This window comes from Pseudomonas sp. FP1742 (assembly GCF_030687145.1).
GTDB classification, from domain to species: Bacteria; Pseudomonadota; Gammaproteobacteria; order Pseudomonadales; family Pseudomonadaceae; genus Aquipseudomonas; species Aquipseudomonas frederiksbergensis_D.
In genome coordinates this window covers 655,838-680,037 of sequence record NZ_CP117460.1, presented here as the reverse complement: position 1 = coordinate 680,037, position 24,200 = coordinate 655,838, and the positions used below count along the sequence as shown (strand labels likewise).

The window sequence follows — 24,200 nt, the reverse complement described above, 5'->3', positions numbered from 1 at the left end:
GAGCCATCCGGCGAAACAATCAATTCCGTTGATTATTACCATTGCGTTTATGAACTTTTATATCGACTTATCGAGAGTAGCATTGTTCTCGTACCCACTTTATCGCCCTCCCAAGGAGCAACCCATCATGAAACGCGAATTACTGCTTAGCCTGACCCTTTCGATGTTAGCCAGCACCGCTTTTGCCCTGCCAGCCGCTGATCAGGCCACTCCACAAGTCAAAGACAGCCACTCGGTGTTCAGCCAAACCGTTGCTGCTGACGGTACCGACCGTACCCCACAAGGTCAGACCCTTGCCGAAGGTGGCAATGATCGCCTGAAAGAAAAAGGCCTGATCACTCAGGATGGTTCGGACCGCACTCCACAAGGCCAGACTCTGGCTGCCGACGGTACCGACCGTACCCCACAAGGCCAGACCCTGGCTGCCGACGGTACCGACCGCACCCCACAAGGCCAGACCCTGGCTGCCGACGGTACAGACCGCACCCCACAAGGCCAGACCCTGGCTGCCGACGGTACCGACCGCACCCCACAAGGCCAAACCCTGGCTGAAGGTGGTGGTGACCGTGTGATCGAACGCAACAGCGCTGTGAGCTAAGCCCATGACGGCCTGGAAAAAAAGCCCAATCTCCGGATTGGGCTTTTGACTTTATAGCTGCTGCATTTTCCCCGCGTGATCCCCCGACAGTCCGTTCGACGCCAGCGAAGCCGATTTGTTAGAGTGCGCCGCTGTCCCTGTCCAGAAAACACCTTTGCGATGCTGCCCCGCGCCGAACAGAAACAACAGACCCGCAACGCCCTGATGGACGCTGCCCGCCACTTGATGGAAAGCGGCCGAGGATTCGGCAGCCTGAGCCTGCGTGAAGTGACCAGGACCGCCGGAATCGTGCCCACCGGTTTCTACCGGCATTTCGCCGACATGGATGAACTGGGCCTGGTGCTGGTGAGCGAAGTCGGCCAGACCTTCCGCGAAACCATCCGCCTGGTGCGCCATAACGAGTTCGTCATGGGCGGCATCATCGACGCCTCGGTGCGGATCTTCCTCGACGTGGTCACGGCCAACCGCTCGCAGTTCCTGTTTCTGGCCCGTGAGCAATACGGCGGTTCGCTGCCGGTGCGCCAGGCCATTGGCCGTTTGCGTGAAGACATCAGCTCGGACCTGGCAGCCGACTTGTCGTTGATGCCAAAACTGCAGCACCTGGACATCGCCGGCCTGAGCGTCATGGCCGATCTGATCGTCAAGAGCGTGTTCGCCACCTTGCCGGACATCATCGATCCGCCCGCCGAAGCGCTGCCGGAGCATCTGACCCCACAGGCGAAAATCACTCAGCAGTTGCGGTTTATCTTTATCGGCCTCAAACATTGGCAAGGGCTCGGCAGCACCGAGTAACGCTCCCACACAGGCGCTCGCTGCAATTTGGTGCAGTAAAAAAACCATCGCACCAATTTAAATCAAAATCCCGCAACATCTTGAAACATCCGCTACGCTCCGACAGGGATTTCCTACGCCTCCCCCGATTGGCAAGCCCCTTGCTCTAGCCTGAGCATTGTCCATTGCTGGAAGCCTTCCGATGCTGGTGATTCATCGCAGAATCGACCCTCAACCCGTCTGGGCCGCCGAGTTGCACCTGACCTTCGAAGCCAGGAGCAAAAGCCGCTTGCGCTGTTTCAGTGCCGAGGGTGAAGACGTCGGCTTGTTTCTGGAGCGCGGCCAGCCGCCGCTGTATGACGGCGAATGCCTGCAAGCCGAAGACGGGCGCGTCGTTCGCGTCTGTGCTCGTCCCGAGCAACTGCTGCATGTCACCTGCGCCAATGCATTCGAACTGACCCGCGCCGCCTATCACCTGGGCAACCGCCACGTGGCCCTGCAAGTCGGCGACGGCTGGTTGCGCCTGCTCGACGATTACGTGCTCAAGGCCATGCTCGAACAGCTTGGCGCCAAGGCCGAGAACATCGAAGCACCGTTCCAGCCGGAACACGGTGCCTACGGTGGTGGCCATCACCACTCGCGCCACGGTGACGAGGACTTCAACTACCCGCCGAAACTGCACCAGTTCGGCGTGCGTTTATGAACCCAGCCTGGGCGCTGCTGCGCCTGGCCAGTCCGCAGCTGCCGATTGGCGGCTACAGCTATTCCCAGGGCCTGGAAATGGCGGTGGATAACGGCCGGGTCAATGATCCCGACAGCGCGCGACGCTGGATCAGCGATCAGTTGCTGTTGAACCTGGCGCGTTTCGAAGCACCGCTACTGCTCGCCCATTGCACCGCCGCCGCCGAAGAAAACTGGGCCGAGTTGCTGCAACGCTGCGAAGAACATCGCGCCAGCCGCGAAACCCGCGAGCTGCATCAGGAGAGCCGGCAGATGGGTTATTCGCTGCAGCAACTGCTCAACGGCTTGCCGGAACTGGATGCGCCGGCCCGGGCCTTTCTTGACCAACGCCCCGAACCGCATCTGGCCCTCGGCTGGGCGCTGGCGGCTCGCGCCTGGAACATCAGCCCGCAAGACGCGCTGGCCGCCTGGCTCTGGAGCTGGCTGGAAAACCAACTGGCGGTGTTGATGAAGACCCTCCCGTTGGGCCAGCAAGCCGCACAACGCCTGACCAGCGAACTGCTGCCGTTGCTGCAACAGGCGCAGCAAGACGCCACCCGAATCAATCCCGAACACTTCGGCAGTGCCGCTTTCGGCCTGTCCCTGGCGTGCATGGCCCATGAGCGCCAGTACAGCCGTCTGTTCCGTTCCTAGGGCCTTTTAGTTTGGAGAAGCACATGAACACACAACCCCTGCGCGTCGGCATCGGCGGCCCGGTCGGCTCCGGCAAAACCGCCCTGACCCTGGCCCTGTGCCTGGCCCTGCGCGAACGCTACAACCTGGCCGTCGTGACCAACGACATCTACACCCGCGAAGACGCCGACTTTCTGGTGCGCAACGAAGCCTTGGCGCCGGAGCGGATCATCGGCGTGGAAACCGGCGGCTGCCCGCACACGGCGATCCGCGAAGATGCCTCGATCAACCTCGAAGCCGTGGATCAACTGAACCGGCGCTTTCCGGGGCTGGACCTGATTCTGGTGGAGTCCGGGGGCGACAACCTCTCGGCCACCTTCAGCCCGGAACTGTCCGACCTGACCATTTACGTGATCGATGTCTCGGCCGGCGACAAGCTGCCGCGCAAAGGCGGGCCGGGGATCTGCAAATCCGACTTGCTGGTGATCAACAAGATCGACCTGGCCCCACTGGTGGGCGCGTCGCTGGAGATGATGGACAGCGACACCCAACGCATGCGCAACGGCAAGCCGTTTGTCTTCAGCAACCAGAAAACCGGCCAGGGCCTTGAAGAAATCATCGCCTTCATCGAACGCCAGGGCTTGCTGACGGCGGCCTGATCACGCTCACACTTATCAACAAGGAAGCTAATCCATGACACTGAAACGCATTCTGGGCGCCATGGCCCTGCTGTTGACCCCGGCCATCGCCTTCGCCCACCCGGGCCATGGCGATAATGGCCTGATCGCCGGCATCAGCCATCCGATCGGTGGCCTCGATCACTTGCTGGCGATGGTTGCCGTAGGGTTATGGGCCGCGCAGCAGAAAGGCGCCGCGCGCTGGGTGCTGCCGTGCACGTTCGTCGGCACCATGCTGATCGGCGGTTTGTTGGGTTTTGAAGGGCTGGACCTGCCGGCGCTGGAAAGCGGGATTGCGGCATCGGTATTGGCGCTGGGCCTGGCGGTGGCGTTGGCAGTGCGTCCGCCATTGAGCCTGGCGGTGGCGGCGACCGCGTTGTTCGCGCTGTTTCATGGCGTGGCGCATGGTTTGGAATTGCCGGACATGTCCAGTCCCTGGGCGTATGCCGCAGGGTTTGTGGTGGCGACAGCGGCGTTGCATGCCGCGGGTTATGCGGTGGTTCGCCTCTTGCCTCAGGCCGCGGCGCCGCTGGTTCGGCTGGCGGGTGCGGCGTCGGCGGCGACCGGGGTGTGGTTGCTGGCGGGTTAATTCTAGCGTCTGGATTGGCCCCTTCGCGGGCAAGCCCGCTCCCACAGGATATTCGCTGCCGGACAGGTTGTGTGAATACCGAAAGATCCCTGTGGGAGCGGGCTTGCCCGCGATAGCGTCCGATCAGACACCGCCTCTCTCAAGCCTGCCTCTCTGCTACCATGTCGCGCAATCGCCCCTGCCGTGACGACGCCAGCCAATGCTCCCTGTTTCCCGCTCTGCCTCCCAGCCTGAATTGACCACCCTGTTCGCCTCGGTGCAACAGCACTTCCAGAACGTGATCGTGCCGCTCTGGCAAGGTCCCGGCTGGAACGCCGACATGGCATTGCCTTATGAAGCGCTGGACGCCGAGCATCGACCACTGCCCCCTCAGCGCTACCGGGCCATGGCCTGCGCGCGGCAGCTGTACCTGTTTTCCAGCCTGATCGGCCAGGTGCCCCAGGCCGAAGAGCGTGCGGCGGCGCTGTTTCGTTCCTTGCAGCGGCATTTCCACGATGCCGAGCATGGCGGCTGGTTCTACAGCATCGACCCGCAAGGTGCGCCGCTGGATCAGCGCAAAGACCTCTACACCCACGCCTTCATCCTGTTTGCCTGCGCCCATTACTGGGACAAGGTTCGCGAACCACTGGCGGAGTCGGTACTCAACGCCGCGCTGGAAGTGGTTGCGCGGCGTTTCGCCACGGGCGACGGCCTGTACGAGGCCAGCCTTGACCGGGATTGGTCCTCGCTCGAGTCCGGGCCGCTGCAGAATCCCTTGATGCATTTGGCCGAAGCCTTCCTTGCCACCCTTTCGGTGCGCGAAGACGTGGCCGTACAAAAAGCGCTCCTCGAGTTATGCACAGCCATGCACAAGCGCTTCATCGACCCGCAACACGCGGTATTGATGGAAAAGCCGCTGGGCGCTGTGGATAACTGGTTCGAGCCGGGCCATCAGTTCGAATGGTATTTCCTGCTGGAGTCCTCGCCATTGCTGCGCGGTTCGAAACTGCACGCCTCGCTGGAGCGCGCGTTTACGCTCACCGAACAACGGGGCATCGATCAGCAGACCGGTGCCGTGCGCGCAATGCTGGAACTGGACGACCGCCCACGCGACGCGACCCAACGCATCTGGGCCCAGGCCGAATACCTGCGCGCCCTGACCTTGCGTCCGGGCAGCGAAGCCTCTGTACAGCGCCAATTGCAGGCGTTGCAACAGCGTTTTCTGCATGCAGGCGGCTGGTATGAGTGTCGCGACGAGCAGGGCGAAGTGAGCCGCAAGGACATGCCTTCGACCACGCCTTATCACTTGGCGACCTGTTATCGCGGGTTGGTCGAGTATCTCGCCTGAGTTTTTTGTGGCGAGGGGGCTTGCCCCCGTTGGGCTGCGCAGCAGCCCTAGTGTTTTATCAGTTGCATCGCAGGCGGCTGCTTCGCACCCGAACGGGGGCAAGCCCCCTCGCCACAGGCAAGCCCCCTCGCCACAATTACGCCTTGCCGCCATCACGCTCAATGGCAAACCCGCTCCAGGTCTGGCTCACCGGCATCAGTTCGAGGCTGTTGATATTGATGTGGGCCGGTGCATTGAGCACCCAGAAAATGGTCTCGGCGATGTCTTGCGGCTGGATCGGCTCGGCACCGGCGTAAGTCGCGTTGTAACGTTCCTGGTCACCGGCGAAACGCACCAGCGAGAACTCGCTCTCACATAGGCCCGGCTCGATATTGCTGACCCGCACGCCCGTACCTTGCAGGTCGCAACGCAGGTTCAGGGAGAACTGTTTGACGAACGCCTTGCTCGCGCCGTACACGTGGCTGCCCGGGTACGGGTAGTTGCCGGCGATGGAGCCGAGGTTGACGATGCTGGCGCCACGACCATGGGCGATCAGACGCGGCAGCAGCAAGCGAGTGCTGTACATCAAACCTTTGATGTTGGTGTCGACCATGGTGTCCCAATCATCAAGATTGCACTTGGGCGCCGGGTCAACGCCCAGGGCCAGGCCAGCGTTGTTGATCAGCCCGCGCAGTTTGGCGAAGGACGGCGGCAGGTTGGCAATCGCCTCCTCCATGGCCTTGCGATCGCGTACGTCGAGCACCAGGCCATGGACCTCGGTCTGCTTCGACAGCTCGGCGCACAGGGCATTGAGGCGCTCTTCACGACGACCTGTCAGCACCAGTTTCCAGCCAGCCTCGGCAAAACGACGGGCACAGGCTTCACCAAAACCGGAGGTCGCGCCGGTAATAAACAGGGTGTTGGACATCGTGTTCTCCTTGCTACGGCTGATCGACAGCCCTGAATTAGAAAATCAGTTACCAGCATGCCCGGCCTTGCCCACAGCGGCAACCGTCGCAAAAACCGTACAAAAAACGATCAATGCCGGCAACGCCATATAGACCGTGGCTTACAGCCATGTACGCGCACCTTATCCACAGGCCGGTCCACAGTTTCCGGGGGCAAGTGGAAAAGCTGAAAGCCGCTATTCACAAGGCTTTGCGGGCAGATTAGAAAGTTTTTTCCTTGACCCTGTGGCATCTGTTGTGTAACCCCGGGCAATTTGCACGACCGAGCGGTCAAACCGACGATGGCGCCAAGCCAGTAACCACGGCCCTCAGCCGAGTCTTTCCAGAGTTTAATCACAGACTTATCCACAGGCTTGCCCACCTCGATTCGTACCCTGTCCACCCCTAACAAAAAGGTTGACAAAGCCGGCTCGAGGTCCGTCAAAAACACCTGATCAAAAAACAACCACATCTCTGTAAGCCACGGATTCAAAGGCTTGCAGCCAGCTACTCCCACGTTATTCACAGCCAGCTCCACAGCAAACGGGGACAAGTCAAAACCTTGATAAAACAGCAATTTGCAGCGGCTTTATGTCGCGCTTTACGAGGTCGTGAATATTGTTTTCCACAATTTTCCGCAGTCCCTGTGGGAGCGGGCTTGCCCGCGAAGAGGGAGTGTCATTCGACATCAATGTTGCCTGGCACACCGCCTTCGCGGGCAAGCCCGCTCCCACGGGGCGAGTGATGTTTGATAGATAGAAAAAAGCCCCGGCGATTGCTCGTCGGGGCTTGTTGCCGCGAGGCTGAACTCAGTGCCCGCCGAGGTAGGCGTTACGCACTTCCTCGTTCACCAGCAGCTCCTTGCCGGTGCCGCTGAGGCGGATCTGACCGTTGACCATCACATATGCCCGGTCCGACAGCTTGAGGGCGTGGTTGGCGTTCTGCTCCACCAGGAAAATGGTCATCCCTGTCTTGGCCAGTTCCCGCAGAGTCGCGAAGATCTGTTTCACCACAATCGGCGCCAGCCCCAGACTCGGCTCATCGAGCAGCAACAGCTTCGGCCGGCTCATAAGCGCCCGGGCGATGGCGAGCATTTGCTGTTCGCCGCCCGACATGGTCATGGCACGTTGGGTACGCCGCTCTTCGAGCCGTGGAAACAACTCGAACATGCGCTGCATGTCTTCCTTGGCGTACTTGTCACCGATTGGAATGGTACCCATCAACAGGTTTTCCTCGACGGTCATGTCAGGGAACACCCGCCGACCTTCCGGCGATTGAGCGATACCGTTGGAGGCGATGTAGTGGGACGACTTGTGAGTGATATCCACACCCTGATAGACGATTTGCCCATCAGCCGCCCGTGGCTGGCCGAAAATCGACATCAGCAGAGTCGACTTGCCGGCACCATTGGAGCCGATCAGGCTGACAGTCTCCCCTTCATTGATGTGCAACGAGACTTTCTTCAAGGCCTGGATCGGTCCGTAGAACACGTCGATCTCTTTCAGTTCGAGGATCGGTTGACTCATACCAGTTCCTCTTCGTCGGCGCCCAGGTAGGCGGCAATCACTTTCGGATCGTGTCGGATCGCTTCGGGCCCGCCCTCGGCGATGACAACGCCGTGGTCCAGCACCACGATGTGGTCGGAAATGCTCATGACCATGCCCATGTCGTGTTCGATCAGCACCACGGTCAGATCATGCTCGTCACGCAGCAGCCGGATCATCGCGCTCAGCGCTTCGGTTTCCTGAGGGTTGAGGCCGGCGGCCGGTTCGTCGAGGCAGATGATCTGCGGCCGGGTGCACATGGCCCGGGCGATTTCCAGACGGCGTTGCTGACCGTAGGACAGTTCACCGGCCAGGCGGTTGGCGCAGTCCACCAGGTCCACCACTTCCAGCCAGTAGAACGCGTGGTCCAGCGCATCGCTTTCGGCCTTGCGGTACCCCTTGGTGTTGAGGATACCGGCCAGCATGTTGCGGTTGACCCACATGTGCTGGGCTACCAACAGGTTTTCCAGCACCGACATCTCCTTGAACAGGCGAATGTTCTGGAAAGTCCGCGCCAGACCGGCACGGTTGATCAGGTGCGTGCCACCGAACATCTTGTAGTGAAGCCGGCCGATGAAGCTTTTTGGCGAAACGAAATCGATTGCCTTGAACGGCTCCCCGAGCATTTTAATGACGTCGGTTTTCACCCCACGGGTATTGAGTTCGATATGCCCGCCGGTCGCTTTGTAGAACCCGGTCAAGCAGTTGAACACGGTGGTCTTGCCCGCGCCATTGGGGCCGATCAACGCGAAGATCGAATTGCGTTTGACCTTCAGGCTGACGTCACTCAGCGCCTTGATGCCACCGAAGTGCATCATCAGATTTTCGACCGAGAGTACGACTTCACTCATGGCGCTACTCCTTTACGCGGGGCCACACCGGTGCGGCTGATCCGAATCAGTCCGCGCGGTCGCCAGATCATCATCAACACCATCAGGATGCCGAACAGCAGCACGCGATATTCAGCGAAGCCGCGCAGCAGTTCCGGGGCGACGGTCAGCACGAATGCGGCCATCACCACGCCGATGGTCGAACCCATGCCGCCAAGTACCACGATGGCGAGGATCAATGCCGATTCGAAGAAGGTGAACGAGGTCGGGTTCACAAAGCCCTGGTAGGTCGCGAAAAACACGCCGGCCAGACCCGCCGTCGATGCGCCGATGGTGAACGCCGACAGTTTGACCAGTACGTGATTCAGCCCCATGGAGCGACAGGCGATTTCGTCTTCACGCAAGGCTTCCCATGCGCGACCGACCGGCATGCGGGTCAAGCGATGCTTGATGTACAGCACGGCCATGACCACCAGGAACAACACCGTATAAATGAAGTAGTACTTCACATCCGGGTTGTAGGCGATGCCGAAGAACTCATGAAAAGGTACCCCGCCGTCCTTCGCTCGTTTACCGAATTCGAGACCGAAGAAAGTTGGCAACGGCGCCGCCATGCCATTCGGGCCACCGGTCAGGGACAGCCAGTTATTGAGGATCAACCGGATGATTTCACCGAACCCCAGGGTCACGATCGCCAGGTAATCACCGTGCAGGCGCAACACCGGGAAGCCCAGGATGCACCCGGCCAATCCGGCGGTGATCGCCGCCAGCGGCAATACGGTCCAGAAGCCCAGCCCCAGGTATTGGTAACCGAGCGCAAGGCCGTAAGCACCGATGGCGTAGAACGCCACATAACCCAAATCGAGCAGACCGGCCAGACCGACCACGATGTTCAACCCCAGCCCCAGCAGCACGTAGATCAATCCAAGAATGACCACGCCCAACAGGTAAGAGTTGGAGAAGAACGGGAATACCACGGCAACAACGATCACCAGCGGGACGACCCAGCGCAACCGGGATTTGTAATCAGGCGCCAGAACATGAACCCCGGAGCCGGTGCTCTCGAAGCCTTCGAGAATTCTCAGGCCTTTGGGGGTTTGCAAGAACAGGCTCAGGGCAAAGCGGCCAGCCATGACGATGGCGACTATCCACGCCACGCGCGTCGGTTGCAGGTTGAAGCCGTAGCCGTCGAGGACCACGCCAACAATCGGGCCGAACACAATCAGGGCGATAAGGCCGGCAAGAATCGCGTCAACCAGGCTTTTTTTGACATCAATGGTTTTAGTGGTTGAAGACATCGCTTACACCTTCGACACAAGAGGACGGCCGAGCAGGCCTTGAGGCCGAAAGACCAGAACAAGAACGAGCAGCGAGAAGCTGAAAACGTCTTTGTAATCCGAGTTGACCAGCCCCGAGAACAGCGACTCGGAGATCCCGAGAATGATCCCTCCCAGCATGGCGCCGGGCAGTGAGCCAATGCCGCCGAGTACCGCCGCGGTGAACGCCTTGATCCCGATGACGAAGCCCGCATAGAAGTCGAACGTGCCGTAGTTCATGGTGATCAGCACGCCGGCCAGGGCCGCCATTGCTGCACCGATGATGAACACATAGGAAATCACCCGATCGGTGTTGATCCCCAGAATCGAAGCCATCTTGCGGTCTTGCTGGGTGGCACGGCACATGCGGCCGAGTTTGGTGTACTTGATGACGTAGGTCAGCAATCCCATGCCGACGAACGCGGCAACCAGAATGAAGATCTTGGTGTAGGTGAGCTGGACGAAGCCACTCCCGACCTCGACTCGCCATGCACCGGTCAGCAGTGTGGGTACACCCTGTTGACGGGCACCCTGGGCAATCTGTGCATAGTTTTGCAGGATCAGCGAAATACCGATGGCACTGATCAGCGGTGCCAGTCGAGTGGAGTTGCGTAGCGGTTTGTAGGCGACGCGCTCGATGACCCAGCCATACACCGCAGTGACGACAATGGTGAATACCAGTGTGCCGAGCATCAGCAGAGGAAAGGATTCAATACCGAAGTATGCCAGCAGAGCCAGACTGATCGCCGCGAGGTACGCAGAAATCATGTAAACCTCGCCATGGGCGAAGTTGATCATGCCGATGATGCCATAGACCATTGTGTAGCCGATGGCGATCAGGCCATAGACCGACCCGAGGGTCAGGCCGTTGACCAGTTGCTGCAGGAAAATACCATCCATAACGCAATCTCACGCACTTGAGAGACTGCACAGAAGCCAGTTGCAACGGACCGGGGTTCAGCCGCCGATGCAACACGCTGGTGTGCAGCTCTACGAGAAAAGACAGGTACTGCACGGACATGCTCTTTGACTGCCCGGCGCACGCGGCGTCGGGCAGATCAGCAGCTCATATCACTTCTGTTTTTCCAGTTGGTGGTATTTACCGTCCTTGTCCCACTGGTAAACCACATAGTCGGAGACTTTAAGGTCGCCTTTGGAGTCCCAGGTCTTCTCACCCATCACGGTTTTTACCGGGTGGGCTTTCAGCCATTTGGCCGCATCGTCGCCCTTGTTGGACTTGGCGCCATTGAAACCAGCCGCCAGGGCCTGAACCGAAGCGTAGGCGTAGAGCGTGTAGCCTTCAGGCTCAGTGCCTTTTTTGCGGAACTCGTCCACGACAGTCTTGCTGTCTGGCAGCAGGCGTGGGTCGGCGCCAAAGGTCATCAGCACGCCGTCGACGTATTGTGGGCCGCCGGCAGTGGTCACCAGTTCGTCGGTCACGATGCCGTCATCGGACATGAACTTCACGTCTTTCAGGCCTTCGGTACGCAGCTGTTTAACCAGCGGACCAGCCTCTGGGTGCAAACCGCCGAAGTAGACAACATCGGCACCGGCCGCACGGATCTTGGTGACCACGGCGCTGAAGTCTTTCTCGCCGCGAGTCAGGCCTTCATACAGCACTGGTGTTACGCCACGCTTGATCAGCTGAGCCTTGGTGGCATCCGCCAGACCTTGGCCATAGGTGTCTTTGTCGTGCAGCACGGCAACTTTCTTGCCCTTGAGCACGTCGACGATATAGTCGCCGGCGACGATGCCTTGCTGGTCGTCACGGCCGCACATACGGAACATGGCGCTCAGGCCGCGTTCGGTGACCTGTGGGTTGGTGGAGCCTGGAGTGATTGCGATGATGCCCGCTTCGTCGTAGATCTCGGAGGCCGGGATGGTCGACGAGGAGCAGAAGTGACCGACCACGCCGGCGACTTTCTGGTTGGTCAGGTCCTTGGCGACCGTCACAGCCTGTTTCGGTTCGCAGGCGTCATCGCCTTTGACCAGTACGATTTTTTCCCCATTGACACCGCCGGCTGCGTTGACCGCATCAGCGGCTGCCTGTGCACCCTTCATGTACTGCTCGCCAAATGCCGCGTTGGCACCTGTCATCGGACCCGCCACACCGATTTTCACATCAGCCTGTGCAAACGCAGAAACACCCAACGCAGCTGCCACTGCGAGGGCCAGAAAGCCTTTCTTGTAAAACGTCTGGGACATGAGGTGGTGCTCCAAGGTTTTTTTTAGTTGGCACTGCGACTTCACTGAATGCTCAGAGCAAGGGCCGTGCCATCGGTTTTTTATTCTGAAAAAAGTCGCTGCTTTCTTGTTATTTCGACTGTTTCGATCCCATTTTCATTGGGTGTGCAACCGTCTAAACCGCGGGAGGTGATACCTTTTATTTTTTAAGGCGCAACCCGCACGCGCCATCATTGCAACCACGACGCCAAACGATGTGCAACCTGCCTGTAACAGCCTGCGTCACCGAACTGCACACTGCTGGTGCGCAATTGCTACAACCCGCACCATTACAGGCTAGCCGCTTCGTCGAAAAGCGCCGCTTCCAGCAACATATTTCGACAATCAAATCACGATCCGCAGGCACTGGCCCGCGTGATACAGCGAAAATCCAGCCTCATATAGACAGCTTCTCAGCCCCACACCCGCCAATGGCTGCATGGGTGCAAAGGGAATCGGCAAGGCTTGCGGATTTCCGTTACACAAATAGTCGGCGAAGGCTTTGCCGACTACTGTACCGGTGGTCACGCCTCGACCGTTGTAACCGGTAACGGCCACCAGACCTGGCGCCGGTTCGAACAGACGCATCAAATGATCGGGAGTAAAGGCGATACAGCCAGTCCAGGTGCACTCCCACTCCACCGGTTTCAGGTAGGGGAAATAATGCTGTTGAACCCGGTCGGCCCAGGCTTTAAGGAACCAGGTCGGTTTCTGATTGCCATTGCCCAGGCTGCCGAGCAACAACCGCCCTTCGGCATCGCGACGGATGCTGCTGAGCACCTGCCGGGTGTCCCAGGAACCCTGGCCACCGGGCAGAATCCGTTGCGCAGCCTCTTCGGTCAGCGGCACCGAGGCCACTTGATAGTAATAACCGGGGAAGAAGTTGCGACGCAGCTCCGTCCAGTCACCTTCGGTGTAGGCATTGGAGGCGATCACCACCTGCTCGGCCAGCACCGAACCCTGGGCGGTCTGCACCGACCAGCGCTGCCCCTGACGTTCGAGCCGGGTCACCGGGGAATGGTCGAACAACTGACCGCCGAGACCGATGGCCGCATTGGCCAGTCCCGTGGTGTAGGCCATCGGGTTGATTGTGCCGGCCCGTCGGTCGAGCAATGCGGCGGCGATCTTTTTGGTGCCCGTGGCTTGTTCGCAGGCATCGCCGGTCAGCAACTCCACCGGTGCTCCGCGGCGCTTCCATTGCTCTTCACGACTTCGCAGATCCGCTTCGCCACGGGCGTTGTGCGCCATGTGCAGCGTGCCTTCGCGGCGTAACTGGCAATCGATGTTGTATTTGTCGACCAGACTGAACACCAGCGACGGCGCCGCACCAAGCATACGGTTGAGCTGACTGCCGACTGTCTCGCCAAACCCTGCTTCGATTTCGTCCGGAGGAATCCACATCCCGGCGTTGACCAGCCCGACGTTACGCCCCGAACCGCCATGCCCGGCGCGATGTGCTTCCAGCACACAGACACTTTTGCCTTGTTCCAGCAGATGCACCGCCGCCGACAGCCCGGTAAAACCGGCACCGATGACGCAGACATCCACCGTCACTTCCCCTTTGAGCGCCGCGTGGTCGGGCCTTTGCGGCGTCAGTTTTTCCCAAAGACATTCTTCGCGTAACGGCATTGCCAGACTCCGAAAATGAAACCTAACCAACACACCATTTCCCTGTGGGAGCCGGCTTGCCCGCGAAGACGGCAGCACATCCAACATTGATGTGACTGCCAGACCGCATTCGCGAGCAAGCCCGCTCCCACATTGGATCACTGTTCGATTTGAGGTTTAGTCGAACGTAATGCCCTGAGCCAACGGCAGCTCCAGCGAATAGTTCACGGTGTTGGTCTGACGGCGCATGTACCCGCGCCATGCATCGGAACCCGACTCACGACCGCCGCCCGTTTCCTTCTCGCCGCCAAACGCGCCGCCGATTTCCGCGCCGCTCGGGCCGATGTTGACGTTGGCGATGCCGCAATCGCTGCCCACCGCCGACATAAACCGCTCGGCTTCACGCACGTCAGTGGTGAAAATGCATGACGACAGCCCTTGTGGCACGGCGTTGTTCAGGCGCAATGCCTCTTCGAAATCGGTGTATCCGATCACGTACAGAATCGGCGCGAAGGTTTCGTCGCGCACCACGTCGCTCTGCTCCGGCATTTCGACGATGGCTGGCGAAACGTAGTAAGCGTTGGGGAATTTGTCTTCCAGCTGACGCTGGCCGCCAAACACCCGACCGCCTTCACTCAAGGCCTGCTCCAGCGCTTCCTGCATGTTTTCGAAGCTGTTCTTGTCGATCAGCGGCCCGACCAGGTTACCTTCCAGAGGATGGCCAATGCGCACCTTGGAGTAAGCGGCTTTCAGGCGGGTGACGATGTCTTCTTTAACCGACTCGTGAGCGATCAACCGACGCAAGGTGGTGCAACGTTGACCGGCAGTGCCGACGGCGCTGAACAGAATCGCCCGTACGGCCATGTCCAGATCGGCGCTCGGGCCGAGGATCATCGCGTTGTTACCGCCCAGTTCCAGGATGCTGCGGGCGAAACGCGCAGCGATTTTCGGCGCCACTTCGCGGCCCATGCGGGTGCTGCCGGTGGCGCTGACCAGCGCGACACGCGGGTCATCGACCAGGGCTTCGCCAGCATCGCGGCCACCGATGATCACTTGGCTCAGGTGCGGCGGGGCATCGCTGAAGTTCTTCAGGACGCGATCGAACAGCGCTTGGCAGGCCAGCGCGGTCAACGGGGTTTTCTCCGAGGGCTTCCAGATCACCGGGTTACCGCAGACCAGCGCCAGCGTCGCGTTCCAGGCCCAGACGGCAACCGGGAAGTTGAACGCGCTGATCACGCCAACGACGCCCAACGGGTGCCAGGTTTCGCGCATGTGGTGGCCAGGACGCTCGGAGGCGATAGTCAAGCCGTACAGCTGACGGGACAGACCGACCGCGAAGTCGCAGATGTCGATCATTTCCTGAACTTCACCCAGGCCTTCCTGAGTGATCTTGCCGGCCTCCCAGGACACCAGCTCACCGAGATCGGCCTTGTATTCACGCAGGATGTCGCCCAATTGACGCACCAGTTCGCCACGGCGCGGTGCCGGAACCTTGCGCCACAGTTCGAACGCATGATCTGCGCGACTGATGTGCTGCTCGACTTCAGCAGCCCCTTCCCAGTTCACGGCAGCAATACGGCTGCCATCGATCGGCGAGTGCACCGGCACTTTGCCGTTCTGGTACAGGGCCTGGTTTACACCAAGACGATCAAGCAATGCGGCAACCATGGGGTCACTCCTCAAGCAGAAAAACAGAAACGTACAGCCGGATTGATTCGACTGATCAGGCCTGTAGTTTTAGCGCTCCCGAGGTTCTCCAACAAACGACGATTAAGCGAGATATCATTCCGTTTATTCATGCTGTGAATCTGCCGGCAACGTAAAGTGCCAGTAGAGCGACAAGAACAAGGAGAACCGATGCTGAATAAACGCTATTTGCCGTCGATCACTGCGCTGCAGTGTTTCGAAGCGGTGACCCGGCATTTGAGCTTCACCCGTGCTGCCGAAGAGCTGAACCTGACGCAGAGCGCCGTGAGCAAGCAGGTCGCGCAACTCGAAGAATTGTTGCAGCACCTGCTGTTCCGTCGGGTGCGCCGCCGTTTGCAAATGACCCCGGCGGGGGATTTGTACTTGGTGGAAGTACGAAAAATCCTCACCCAAGTCGAAATGTCGACCCATTACCTGCGCTCTTACGGCGGTGACACCGAAGTCTTGCGTGTCTCCACGCCTCCGACCTTCGGTGCACGCTGGCTGGTGCCCCGTCTGAAAGGCTGGCGTCTGCGTCATCCGTCAATTCATCTGGACCTGTGCAGCGAACAGGAGGCCGACGATCTGCTGCAAGGTCGTAGTGACCTGGCGTTTTATTTCGGCCAAGGCTCACGGCCCGGCACCGAATGCCTGAAGCTGTTTGGCGAAGAGCTTGTTCCTGTGTGCGCACCGGGCAGTCTGCCGGACACGCCGTTCACCGATCCTACGCAGCTTACCGACCTGGTCCTGCTGCAAAACGCCTCCCGGCCCCAGGCCTGGCATGACTGGTTCGACAGCCAGGGCTACCACACCGAACACAGCTACCACGGCCCGCGTTTCGAAACATTCTATATGTGCATCCGCGCCGCCCAGGTCGGCTGCGGCGTGGCGCTATTGCCGAAGTTTCTGGTGGAAGAGGAATTGGCCGACGGCAAACTGGTCATTCCCTGGAAGCATGCAATGCCCAGCACCGACGCCTATTACCTGGCGTACCCGGAGCATGCGGCGGAAGTGCCCAAGGTACGGGATTTTGTGAAGTGGATGCTGGAGCAGCTCGATAGTCCGGACATGCCACAAATTTAGGGTTGTACCTGATACCTGTGGGAGCGGGCTTGCTCGCGAAAGCGGTGTGTCATTCAACATTGATATTGAATGTGCCGGCCCCTTCGCGAGCAAGCCCGCTCCCCCACGGATCTGCTGCGATCCAAAAAATTGCTGGCAATCCTCACCGCTGATATGCGCCACTAGCCCCATTCATTGAAACAGCTGCAACGTCGCTGCCACAGACCGCGGCCCGCCTGGAGAACCCCGTTATGAGCGAGAGTGTGTTTGCCGATCGCATCGTGCAGAACCTGCTCGACACCGACTTCTACAAACTGACGATGATGCAGGCGGTGCTGCACAACTACCCTAACGTGGAAGTCGAATGGGAGTTTCGTTGCCGTAACAGCGAGGACCTGCGCCCGTATCTGGCGGAAATCCGCTTCCAGATCGAACGCCTGGCCGAGCTGAGCCTGAGCGCCGATCAGTTGAGTTTCCTGGAGCGCATCAGTTTTCTGAAACCGGATTTCCTGCGTTTTCTCGGGCTGTTCCGTTTCAATCTGCGTTATATCCACACCGGCATTGAGAACGGCGAATTGTTCATCCGCCTGCGCGGGCCATGGCTGCACGTGATTCTGTTCGAAGTGCCGCTGCTGGCCATGGTCAGTGAAGTGCGCAACCGCTATCGCTACCGGGAAATCGTCCTGGAACAGGCCCGCGAGCAGCTCTATCGCAAGTTCGACTGGCTGACCGCCAACGCCGGCAGCGATGAATTGTCCGAGTTGCAGGTAGCCGATTTCGGCACTCGCCGGCGCTTCTCGTACCGCGTGCAGGAAGAAGTGGTGAACGTGCTCAAGCATGACTTCCCCGGTCGTTTCGTCGGCACCAGCAACGTGCACCTGTCCCGGGAGCTGGACATGAAGCCATTGGGCACCATGGCCCATGAGTGGATCATGGCCCACCAGCAACTCGGTCCGCGACTGATCGACAGCCAGATTGCCGCCCTCGACTGCTGGGTCCGCGAGTACCGTGGCCTGTTGGGGATCGCCCTGACCGACTGCATCACTTCCGATGCCTTCCTCAGCGATTTCGACCTGTTCTTTGCCAAGCTCTTCGACGGCTTGCGTCACGATTCCGGTGATCCGGTGCTCTGGGCGGAAAAAGCCATCGCCCACTACCACAAGTTGGGCATCGACCCGATGAGCAAGACCCTGGTGTTTTCCGACAGCCTGACGTTGCCCAAGTCTCTGGAGATTTTTCGGGCGTTGCGCGGTCGGATCAATGTCAGCTTCGGTATCGGCACTAACCTGACCTGCGATATTCCGGGTGTCGAACCGATGAGCATCGTGCTTAAAATGACTGCGTGCAACGGCCAACCGGTGGCCAAGATTTCTGATGAGCCTGGCAAGACTCACTGCAAAGACCCGAATTTCGTCGCCTATTTGCGACACGTTTTCCAAGTACCTGCCACCCTTTCCAGTACATCAAGCAAGGAGTGAATTCATGCAAGCCGTACAGCGTGAGATTGCTGAACAGCTCAAGGTCCAACCGCCCTTCGCAGATCAACTCGCCCTCGAGGCTGAAGTCGCCCGGCGGATCACTTTCATTCAGGATTGCCTGGTCAATTCCGGGCTCAAGACGCTGGTGCTCGGCATCAGTGGCGGTGTCGATTCACTGACCGCCGGCCTGCTGGCCCAGCGCGCCATGCGTGAACTGCGCGAGCGCACCGGTGACGACAGCTACAAGTTCATCGCCGTGCGCCTGCCGTACCAGACGCAGTTCGATGAGCTCGACGCCCAGGCCTCGGTGGACTTCATTGCCCCGGACGAGCGCCATACGGTGAATATCGGCCCGGCGGTCAAGTCCCTGGCCAGTGAAGTGGCGGCGTTTGAAGGCAAGCAAGCGGTCTGGGTGGATTTCGTATTGGGCAACACCAAGGCGCGGATGCGCATGGTCGCGCAATACACCATCGCCGGCGCGGCTCATGGCCTGGTGATCGGCACCGATCACGCAGCGGAAGCGGTAATGGGCTTCTTCACCAAATTCGGTGACGGCGCCTGCGACCTCGCCCCGCTGAGCGGCCTGGTGAAAAATCAGGTCCGGGCGATTGCCCGCAGCTTCGGCGCGCCGGAGTCGCTGGTGGAAAAAGTCCCGACCGCCGACCTCGAAGACCTGTCGCCGGGCAAACCGGACGAAGCGTCCCACGGCGTGACCTACGCCGAGATCGATGCCTTCCTGCATGGCGAACCGGTGCGGGAGGAAGCGTTCAAGATCATCTGCGATACGTACAAGAAGACCCATCACAAGCGGGTGATGCCATTCGCGCCGTGAACCGTGAATGAACGAAAAAGCCCACTGAGGAGTTGATCCTCAGCGGGCTTTTCTTTGGCTTAAGCATTTGTCGATGCTGAAGGCCCATTCGCGAGCAAGCCCGCTCCCACATTTGATTTGTATACGACACAGATTCAATGTGGGAGCGGGCTTGCTCGCGAAGAACGATAACGCGGTAGCCCGCCTTACTTCAGGGTCACAGTGCCTTTCATCATCGAGATGTGGCCCGGGAACGAGCAGAAGAAGCCGTATTTTCCGGCCGCATCGAGCTTCGATACATCGATGGTCAGAGAATCCTTTTCGCCAGCGCCAATGACTTTGGTGTGAGCGATGACGCGGGTATCACCTTCTTTCAGGTAATTCTTGTCGATGCCAGCCGCCAGGCCGTCGGTGGCGATCGGCTGCATGTCAGCCTCTTTGCTGATCACCAGGTTATGGCCCATGACGTTTTTCGGCAAGCTGCCGGAGTGGGTCAGTTCAACGGTGAAGGTCTTGCAGCTTTTGTCGATTTCAATGGCCTTGGTGTTGAAGGACATCTGATCGGTGGAGTCGATGGTCGTCTTGCACTCGGCAGCCATCAATTGGCTGCTGGCCAGTGTCAGCAGGGATACCGCAACAAGTTTGGCAAACATGGTGAATCTCCAAGGCAGGGTTAACGAAAGTGCTAATGGACAGAAGACTGCCTGAAATCTTCGCAAGTTCCTATGACCTGAATCAAAAATTGTATACAACTTTCGGGCTATGACACCCATCGAAACAATCTACCAGCCAGACCTCTGGGACGGCCCTATCATCAGGGCCGTCATCTCTCATTTGGAGCGTCTGTCATGTCATTGAACAGCTTATTGAGCAGTTTGCTCGCCGCCTACGCCTGCGGTGCCAGTGGCACCTGCGAAACACCTGAACGCGAGGTTTAATCCTTGGAACGATGCAAGCCTGCCTTTACTCTGTGCTCCTGATTGACCATGGAGTAAGGCATGTCTTTAGCGTCCGTTTGTGTATTTTGCGGTGCCAGCACCGGCACCAATCCGGCTTATCGTGAAGCGGCTGTCGCCCTGGGGCGAGCATTGGCCGAGCGCAAGCTGACCCTGGTCTATGGCGGTGGTGCCGTCGGGCTGATGGGGATTGTGGCCGACGCCGCACTGGCGGCCGGTGGTGAAGTGATCGGGATCATCCCGCAGAGCCTCAAGGACAAGGAAATCGGCCACAGTGGCCTGACCCGCCTGGAAGTGGTCGACGGCATGCATGCGCGCAAGGCGCGAATGGCTGAGCTCAGCGATGCCTTCATCGCCCTGCCTGGGGGCCTGGGCACGCTGGAGGAGCTGTTCGAAGTCTGGACCTGGGGCCAGCTCGGCTATCACGGCAAGCCGCTGGGTTTGCTGGAAGTGAACGGTTTCTACAGCAAATTGACGTCTTTTCTCGATCATATCGTCGGCGAAGGCTTCGTTCGCGAAGCACACCGTGACATGCTGCAAATGAGCGAATCGCCGCAAACCCTGCTCGATGCATTGGACGCCTGGCAACCCTCGGTGCCGCCAAAATGGACCGAGCAAAAACCCAGCTAACGGCTCGGTGCCGATACAGGGCAGAATATGCGCCGCTCAACCTCACCTTCGACCCCAGAGGATCGCCCATGGCTAAACCTAATTATTCCTTCGCCAAACGTCAGAGAGACTTGGCCAAGGAGCAGAAGAAAGAGGAAAAGCTTCAGCGCAAGAAAGCTACAGCTGAAGAAGAAGCAGCCGCACTGAACCCGGATACAGAAGGTGAAGTGGCCGCAGAAAGTGATGTTGAAGCACCGAAAGATCAGGCGCCCGACGCCTGAGACCCTCAGGGCCCGATGATCTGATCAGGCCCACCGGATCTGTGTCCAGGGTCAGCAACGATGTTGCTGACCCTCACAGACCAGTCTGAAATCCCTTCAAAAAACTGCACATACCCTGTGGGAGCAAGCTCGCTCCCACACTGGATCTTCGTTACTCCAATGGCATTACCGTTACCCTAACCTCGGGATCATGGCTGCCACCGCCCAGAATCACTCCACGCAACGGCGACACATCGGAAAAATCCCGGCCCCAGGCCAGAGTGATGTGCTCCAGCGCCGGTTGCACATTGTTGGTCGGGTCAAAATCCACCCACCCCAGCACCGGGCAAAACACCGACACCCAGGCATGCGACGCATCGGCGCCGATCAGCCGCGGCTGGCCCGGCGGTGGCTGGGTCAGCAGATAGCCGCTGATGTACCGCGCCGCCAACCCGCGCGAGCGCAGGCAAGCGAGCATCAGATGGGCAAAGTCCTGGCAAACCCCACGCCGCCGCTCCAGCACTTCCACCAGCGGCGTCGCCACTTGAGTCGCCTCGGCGTCGAAGGTGAATTCGCTGAAGATCTTCTCCATCAATGCTTGAACACCCAACAGCAATGGCCGACCAGCAGGAAAGCAACTTTCGGAGAACTCGACGAAACTGCGCTTCAAATGCACGTAGGGCGATTCGAATCGGTAACGGCAGGCGTCCAGCAGCTCTGGGGAGAGTGGTTGAGTGCTGTAGGTCAGCGCGTTGCAGGTCTCTTCCCAGGCCGGCGATTGATTGAAGTCCAGCGACGGCCGTTCCAGCACTTCGACGGTGAGCCGAGCGTTGACCAGCAATTCATCGTGGGGGCGCTCGAACGCCAACCGGGTCAGCGGATTGCCGAACACATCCAGCTCATCCCGGCGTGAAGTCGGCTCGGGACTGATCTGCAACTGCTGTTCGGTGCAGCGCTGCCAGGCACAGGCGCGCGGCCACAGATGCGCTAGTTGCTGGGCCAGGGACACCGGGCTGTCGTAGTGATAATGGGTGTCGTGGAAAATCTGGTAATGGGCGCTCATCAGACGGACACCGTGCGCTGGCTGACATCATCGACATGGGCGAAATGGCGCAAGGCCAGGCGATCCGACACCTGTCCGCTGGCATCGGCGATCTCCTGCAGCAGATCGGCCAGCCCTTCTACAGCGGCGCGAACACTGGCCTGGCCGAACAGCGAGTTCTCCAGGCAGCCCAGATCGAAGCGCGCCAGCCGCTCCACCAATTGCGGCAGACCTGGTTCGCGCGGCGCGCCGAAGTCGTCGTTCAAGCGCTTCAACGTACGGGTCACCAGTTTCAACTGGAACAGCACCGCGTGCGGGTTTTGTTCATCGAGCAGCAACAGGTCGAGCACCGGGATCAATTGCGCCACCGCCAGGTACCGCGAGCGGTAGGTGATGCTGCTGTTACCCAGTTCCAGCAGCCACTCCAGCCCGGCCTGATCGAAAGCCCCGGCGCCGCGCAAAAACGCGGCCAGGCTGCCGCTGAGAAATTGCAGCCGCTCGATCCGTCGACCGATCATCAGGAAGCGCCAGCCTTCATCCCGGGTCATGTCGTCGAGGGCAAAACCAGACAACGCCGCCAGCGACATCACCAACCGGTTGAGGAAATCCAGCAACTCGCCGAAATCCGGCTCTTCGGTTTCCAGCTCCATGGCCTCGCGCTGCAACTCCACCAGCGCTTGCCAGTTCTCTCGCGAGAGCTTGCCGCGTACTTGCGACGCCGCCCACTGCAAACGCTGCAGATTGGAGCGCAGGCTGAACGGCCAATCATCGCCGAGCAGCGCCGCCAGCAATCGCTGCGGCAACTCGCCCTCCTCCGGCAACAGATTCAGGCGCTCACCTAGATCGACCGCCGCTTCCAGGGCTTGCGGGTCATCGCCATCGACATAGCGTGCGAGCATGACCCGCAGCAGCCGCGCGCTGTCATCGCAGCGCTCGCAGTAACGACCGAACCAGAACAGGTTCTCGACCACCCGCGATGGCAGATACGGATCGCGGCGCACCAGATCGTGAACGCCAATGTTGCGCTGGGCCCTCCATTGTTCACCGCTGGGCGGCCGATCGCCCAGCACCCAGGTGTCCTTGCTCGCGCCACCGCGTTGCATCGACACCGCTTCGGCATCGGCCTCGGCGGCAACCCGGGTCAGGCCACCGGGCAGCACGCGATAACCCTCCCGACTGGCCACCGCATACACGCGCATGCCGATGGCTCGCGGTTGCAACTGTCCGCCTTCGGCCTGCCAGATCGGCGCCTGGGACAGTTGCGCCAATTCTTGCGCAACATAGGCGTAAGGCCGTGCCTGCATGCGCTCGGCCAGAGCCTGGCGCTGTTTTTCACTCAAATCGCGACCAAATACCGGCGCGAAGCTCTGTGACGGAAACGCCGGCTTGATCAACAGTTCCGGCAGTTTTTCCAGGGCCTGGGCCAGCACCGGCGCTTCACCGCACCACCAGGTCGCGATGGACGGCAGGATCAGTTCTTCACCGAACAGGAACTGATTGATCTTCGGCAGGAAACCCAGCAACCCCGGCGACTCCAGCACGCCGCTGCCGAGGGCGTTGGCCACCAGCACCCGGCCCTGACGCACCGCTTCGAGCAGCCCCGGCACGCCAAGGGCCGAGTCGGTGCGCAGCTCCAGCGGATCGCAGAAGTCATCGTCGAGCCGACGCATGATCGCGTGAACCCGGCGCAGGCCGCTCAAGGTCTTCAGGTATACCGTGGCATTGCGCACGGTCAGGTCGCCGCCTTCCACCAATGGATAGCCGAGCTGGCGAGCCAGATACAAGTGTTCGAAATAGCTTTCGTTGAAACGCCCCGGAGTCAGCAGTACCACCAGCGGCACTTCGTCGTCGCTCGGCGCCTGACGGGCAAGGGTTTCCTGAAGGGTGCGGAAGAACCCGGCCAGGTGCCGCACCTTCAAGTCGCGGTACAGCTCGGGGAAGGCACGGGACACGATGGTGCGGTTTTCCAGGGCGTAACCGGCACCGGATGGCGCTTGAGTGCGATCCGCGGTCACCCACCAGCAACCGTCAGGCGTGCGCGCCAAGTCCACGGCATACAGATGCAGAAAGGCCCCCTCGGGCGGTGCAATGCACTGACACGGCCAAAGGAAATTGTTGTGACCGAATACCAGCTCAGCCGGCAGCAGGCCTTCGGCGATCAAACGCTGCGGACCGTACAGGTCCGCCAGCACAGCATTGAGCAAACGCGCCCGTTGCGCGATCCCGACCGATAACTGCTGCCACTCATCGGCGGCAATCACATGGGGGAGCAGGTCCAGCTCCCACGGCCGGTCGGCCCCCTTGGGGTCGGCGTAGACGTTGTAGGTCACGCCGTTTTCCTGGATCTGCCGAGCCAGCAGTGCCTGCCGCTGCACCAGTTGCGCTGGCGTGCTGCGTTGCAATTGATCGAACAGCCGCCGCCAGTGCGGGCGCACGGCGCCGCTGTCGTCGAGCAGTTCGTGGTAAGTGCCCGCGGTCAGCGGGTAGCGGTCAAGCAGGTCAGGCATGGAAAGCTCGGCAGACAGCAAAGAACG

The 24,200-nt window shown here is 60.0% G+C and carries 23 protein-coding genes; 12 read left to right on the top strand and 11 right to left on the bottom strand.

The features are described 5' to 3' along the window. The first annotated feature begins 127 nt into the window (after positions 1 to 127). The 7 genes from PSH64_RS02975 (at position 128) to PSH64_RS02945 (ending at position 5,315) form a co-directional block, all read left to right on the top strand. A complete protein-coding gene (locus PSH64_RS02975; RefSeq protein WP_105340445.1) occupies positions 128 to 598 on the top strand; it encodes a hypothetical protein in 471 nt (156 codons plus the stop codon). A gap of 159 nt (positions 599 to 757) precedes the next feature. Next, a complete protein-coding gene (locus tag PSH64_RS02970) occupies positions 758 to 1,390 on the top strand; it encodes a TetR family transcriptional regulator (RefSeq protein WP_008009759.1) in 633 nt (210 codons plus the stop codon). A gap of 181 nt (positions 1,391 to 1,571) precedes the next feature. Then, positions 1,572 to 2,072, top strand: coding sequence for an urease accessory protein UreE (gene ureE / locus PSH64_RS02965; RefSeq protein ID WP_105340446.1), 501 nt, complete (start codon positions 1,572 to 1,574; stop codon positions 2,070 to 2,072). Then, positions 2,069 to 2,743, top strand: coding sequence for an urease accessory protein UreF (locus tag PSH64_RS02960; protein WP_105340447.1), 675 nt, complete (start codon positions 2,069 to 2,071; stop codon positions 2,741 to 2,743). The genes ureE and PSH64_RS02960 overlap by 4 nt, the downstream gene beginning before the upstream one ends. Before the next feature lie 23 nt (positions 2,744 to 2,766). Continuing rightward, entirely contained in the window at positions 2,767 to 3,381 is a 615-nt protein-coding gene (gene ureG / locus PSH64_RS02955; protein WP_018928472.1) for an urease accessory protein UreG, read from the top strand. Positions 3,382 to 3,415: 34 nt separating this feature from the next. Further along, positions 3,416 to 3,988, top strand: a complete 573-nt coding sequence (locus PSH64_RS02950) for a HupE/UreJ family protein (RefSeq protein ID WP_105340448.1) — start codon at positions 3,416 to 3,418, stop codon at positions 3,986 to 3,988. A gap of 199 nt (positions 3,989 to 4,187) precedes the next feature. Next, complete coding sequence (locus PSH64_RS02945; RefSeq protein ID WP_305479862.1) at positions 4,188 to 5,315, top strand: AGE family epimerase/isomerase; 1,128 nt, start codon at positions 4,188 to 4,190, stop codon at positions 5,313 to 5,315. A gap of 136 nt (positions 5,316 to 5,451) precedes the next feature. Here PSH64_RS02945 and PSH64_RS02940 read toward each other — a convergent pair whose 3' ends face one another. The 8 genes from PSH64_RS02940 to PSH64_RS02905 all read right to left on the bottom strand — a co-directional run bounded on the left by PSH64_RS02940 (position 5,452) and on the right by PSH64_RS02905 (position 15,430). Further along, positions 5,452 to 6,222, bottom strand: coding sequence for an SDR family oxidoreductase (locus tag PSH64_RS02940; RefSeq protein WP_305479861.1), 771 nt, complete (start codon positions 6,220 to 6,222; stop codon positions 5,452 to 5,454). A gap of 828 nt (positions 6,223 to 7,050) precedes the next feature. Further along, positions 7,051 to 7,767 carry an ABC transporter ATP-binding protein gene (locus PSH64_RS02935; protein ID WP_105340451.1) on the bottom strand — a complete coding sequence of 239 codons (717 nt, stop codon included), beginning with the start codon at positions 7,765 to 7,767 and terminating at the stop codon, positions 7,051 to 7,053. Continuing rightward, entirely contained in the window at positions 7,764 to 8,636 is an 873-nt protein-coding gene (locus PSH64_RS02930) for an ABC transporter ATP-binding protein (protein WP_105340452.1), read from the bottom strand. Before PSH64_RS02930 ends, PSH64_RS02935 begins: the two co-directional genes overlap by 4 nt. Next, positions 8,633 to 9,913 (bottom strand): high-affinity branched-chain amino acid ABC transporter permease LivM, encoded by a 1,281-nt coding sequence (gene livM / locus PSH64_RS02925; RefSeq protein ID WP_105340453.1) that lies wholly within the window; start codon positions 9,911 to 9,913, stop codon positions 8,633 to 8,635. Before livM ends, PSH64_RS02930 begins: the two co-directional genes overlap by 4 nt. Before the next feature lie 3 nt (positions 9,914 to 9,916). Continuing rightward, complete coding sequence (locus PSH64_RS02920; protein ID WP_105340454.1) at positions 9,917 to 10,831, bottom strand: branched-chain amino acid ABC transporter permease LivH; 915 nt, start codon at positions 10,829 to 10,831, stop codon at positions 9,917 to 9,919. 171 nt (positions 10,832 to 11,002) lie between these two features. Then, a complete protein-coding gene (locus PSH64_RS02915) occupies positions 11,003 to 12,136 on the bottom strand; it encodes a branched-chain amino acid ABC transporter substrate-binding protein (RefSeq protein WP_105340455.1) in 1,134 nt (377 codons plus the stop codon). Between the two features lie 363 nt (positions 12,137 to 12,499). Next, on the bottom strand, positions 12,500 to 13,783 hold the full coding sequence (locus PSH64_RS02910; protein WP_105340456.1) for an FAD-binding oxidoreductase: 1,284 nt from the start codon (positions 13,781 to 13,783) through the stop codon (positions 12,500 to 12,502). A gap of 156 nt (positions 13,784 to 13,939) precedes the next feature. Next, complete coding sequence (locus tag PSH64_RS02905) at positions 13,940 to 15,430, bottom strand: aldehyde dehydrogenase family protein (RefSeq protein WP_305479860.1); 1,491 nt, start codon at positions 15,428 to 15,430, stop codon at positions 13,940 to 13,942. Positions 15,431 to 15,619: 189 nt separating this feature from the next. Between PSH64_RS02905 and PSH64_RS02900 the strand changes: the two genes are divergently transcribed. The 3 genes from PSH64_RS02900 (at position 15,620) to nadE (ending at position 18,820) form a co-directional block, all read left to right on the top strand. Then, complete coding sequence (locus tag PSH64_RS02900) at positions 15,620 to 16,531, top strand: LysR family transcriptional regulator (protein WP_105340458.1); 912 nt, start codon at positions 15,620 to 15,622, stop codon at positions 16,529 to 16,531. Between the two features lie 230 nt (positions 16,532 to 16,761). Continuing rightward, a complete protein-coding gene (gene pncB / locus PSH64_RS02890; protein ID WP_105340459.1) occupies positions 16,762 to 17,988 on the top strand; it encodes a nicotinate phosphoribosyltransferase in 1,227 nt (408 codons plus the stop codon). A gap of 4 nt (positions 17,989 to 17,992) precedes the next feature. Continuing rightward, positions 17,993 to 18,820: an ammonia-dependent NAD(+) synthetase gene (gene nadE, locus PSH64_RS02885; protein WP_105340460.1), complete on the top strand. Its 828-nt coding sequence runs from the start codon at positions 17,993 to 17,995 to the stop codon at positions 18,818 to 18,820. 185 nt (positions 18,821 to 19,005) lie between these two features. On the opposite strand, the gene azu is transcribed toward nadE, so the two are convergent. Then, on the bottom strand, positions 19,006 to 19,452 hold the full coding sequence (gene azu, locus PSH64_RS02880; protein WP_105340461.1) for an azurin: 447 nt from the start codon (positions 19,450 to 19,452) through the stop codon (positions 19,006 to 19,008). Between the two features lie 345 nt (positions 19,453 to 19,797). Between azu and PSH64_RS02875 the strand changes: the two genes are divergently transcribed. Both PSH64_RS02875 and PSH64_RS02870 read left to right on the top strand, forming a co-directional pair. Continuing rightward, entirely contained in the window at positions 19,798 to 20,385 is a 588-nt protein-coding gene (locus PSH64_RS02875) for a TIGR00730 family Rossman fold protein (RefSeq protein ID WP_007902708.1), read from the top strand. 68 nt (positions 20,386 to 20,453) lie between these two features. Next, positions 20,454 to 20,645, top strand: a complete 192-nt coding sequence (locus PSH64_RS02870) for a hypothetical protein (protein ID WP_105340462.1) — start codon at positions 20,454 to 20,456, stop codon at positions 20,643 to 20,645. Positions 20,646 to 20,796: 151 nt separating this feature from the next. On the opposite strand, the gene PSH64_RS02865 is transcribed toward PSH64_RS02870, so the two are convergent. After that, positions 20,797 to 21,687: a transglutaminase family protein gene (locus PSH64_RS02865; protein ID WP_105340463.1), complete on the bottom strand. Its 891-nt coding sequence runs from the start codon at positions 21,685 to 21,687 to the stop codon at positions 20,797 to 20,799. Beyond that, complete coding sequence (locus PSH64_RS02860; protein ID WP_305479859.1) at positions 21,687 to 24,173, bottom strand: circularly permuted type 2 ATP-grasp protein; 2,487 nt, start codon at positions 24,171 to 24,173, stop codon at positions 21,687 to 21,689. The genes PSH64_RS02865 and PSH64_RS02860 overlap by 1 nt, the downstream gene beginning before the upstream one ends. Positions 24,174 to 24,200 lie beyond the last annotated feature (27 nt).

Excerpts from the sequence above, each read along its gene's own strand:
- PSH64_RS02900 (WP_105340458.1), top strand. The coding sequence starts at position 15,620 with ATGCTGAATAAACGCTATTTGCCGTCGATCACTGCGCTGCAGTGTTTC.
- PSH64_RS02870 (WP_105340462.1), top strand. The coding sequence starts at position 20,454 with ATGGCTAAACCTAATTATTCCTTCGCCAAACGTCAGAGAGACTTGGCC.
- PSH64_RS02935 (WP_105340451.1), bottom strand. The coding sequence starts at position 7,767 with ATGAGTCAACCGATCCTCGAACTGAAAGAGATCGACGTGTTCTACGGA.
- PSH64_RS02920 (WP_105340454.1), bottom strand. The coding sequence starts at position 10,831 with ATGGATGGTATTTTCCTGCAGCAACTGGTCAACGGCCTGACCCTCGGG.
- PSH64_RS02865 (WP_105340463.1), bottom strand. The coding sequence starts at position 21,687 with ATGAGCGCCCATTACCAGATTTTCCACGACACCCATTATCACTACGAC.
- nadE (WP_105340460.1), top strand. The coding sequence starts at position 17,993 with ATGCAAGCCGTACAGCGTGAGATTGCTGAACAGCTCAAGGTCCAACCG.
- PSH64_RS02910 (WP_105340456.1), bottom strand. The coding sequence starts at position 13,783 with ATGCCGTTACGCGAAGAATGTCTTTGGGAAAAACTGACGCCGCAAAGG.
- PSH64_RS02905 (WP_305479860.1), bottom strand. The coding sequence starts at position 15,430 with ATGGTTGCCGCATTGCTTGATCGTCTTGGTGTAAACCAGGCCCTGTAC.
- PSH64_RS02975 (WP_105340445.1), top strand. The coding sequence starts at position 128 with ATGAAACGCGAATTACTGCTTAGCCTGACCCTTTCGATGTTAGCCAGC.
- PSH64_RS02970 (WP_008009759.1), top strand. The coding sequence starts at position 758 with ATGCTGCCCCGCGCCGAACAGAAACAACAGACCCGCAACGCCCTGATG.
- PSH64_RS02860 (WP_305479859.1), bottom strand. The coding sequence starts at position 24,173 with ATGCCTGACCTGCTTGACCGCTACCCGCTGACCGCGGGCACTTACCAC.
- livM (WP_105340453.1), bottom strand. The coding sequence starts at position 9,913 with ATGTCTTCAACCACTAAAACCATTGATGTCAAAAAAAGCCTGGTTGAC.
- PSH64_RS02930 (WP_105340452.1), bottom strand. The coding sequence starts at position 8,636 with ATGAGTGAAGTCGTACTCTCGGTCGAAAATCTGATGATGCACTTCGGT.
- PSH64_RS02960 (WP_105340447.1), top strand. The coding sequence starts at position 2,069 with ATGAACCCAGCCTGGGCGCTGCTGCGCCTGGCCAGTCCGCAGCTGCCG.
- ureE (WP_105340446.1), top strand. The coding sequence starts at position 1,572 with ATGCTGGTGATTCATCGCAGAATCGACCCTCAACCCGTCTGGGCCGCC.
- ureG (WP_018928472.1), top strand. The coding sequence starts at position 2,767 with ATGAACACACAACCCCTGCGCGTCGGCATCGGCGGCCCGGTCGGCTCC.
- PSH64_RS02950 (WP_105340448.1), top strand. The coding sequence starts at position 3,416 with ATGACACTGAAACGCATTCTGGGCGCCATGGCCCTGCTGTTGACCCCG.
- PSH64_RS02940 (WP_305479861.1), bottom strand. The coding sequence starts at position 6,222 with ATGTCCAACACCCTGTTTATTACCGGCGCGACCTCCGGTTTTGGTGAA.
- PSH64_RS02945 (WP_305479862.1), top strand. The coding sequence starts at position 4,188 with ATGCTCCCTGTTTCCCGCTCTGCCTCCCAGCCTGAATTGACCACCCTG.
- PSH64_RS02915 (WP_105340455.1), bottom strand. The coding sequence starts at position 12,136 with ATGTCCCAGACGTTTTACAAGAAAGGCTTTCTGGCCCTCGCAGTGGCA.
- PSH64_RS02875 (WP_007902708.1), top strand. The coding sequence starts at position 19,798 with ATGTCTTTAGCGTCCGTTTGTGTATTTTGCGGTGCCAGCACCGGCACC.
- pncB (WP_105340459.1), top strand. The coding sequence starts at position 16,762 with ATGAGCGAGAGTGTGTTTGCCGATCGCATCGTGCAGAACCTGCTCGAC.
- azu (WP_105340461.1), bottom strand. The coding sequence starts at position 19,452 with ATGTTTGCCAAACTTGTTGCGGTATCCCTGCTGACACTGGCCAGCAGC.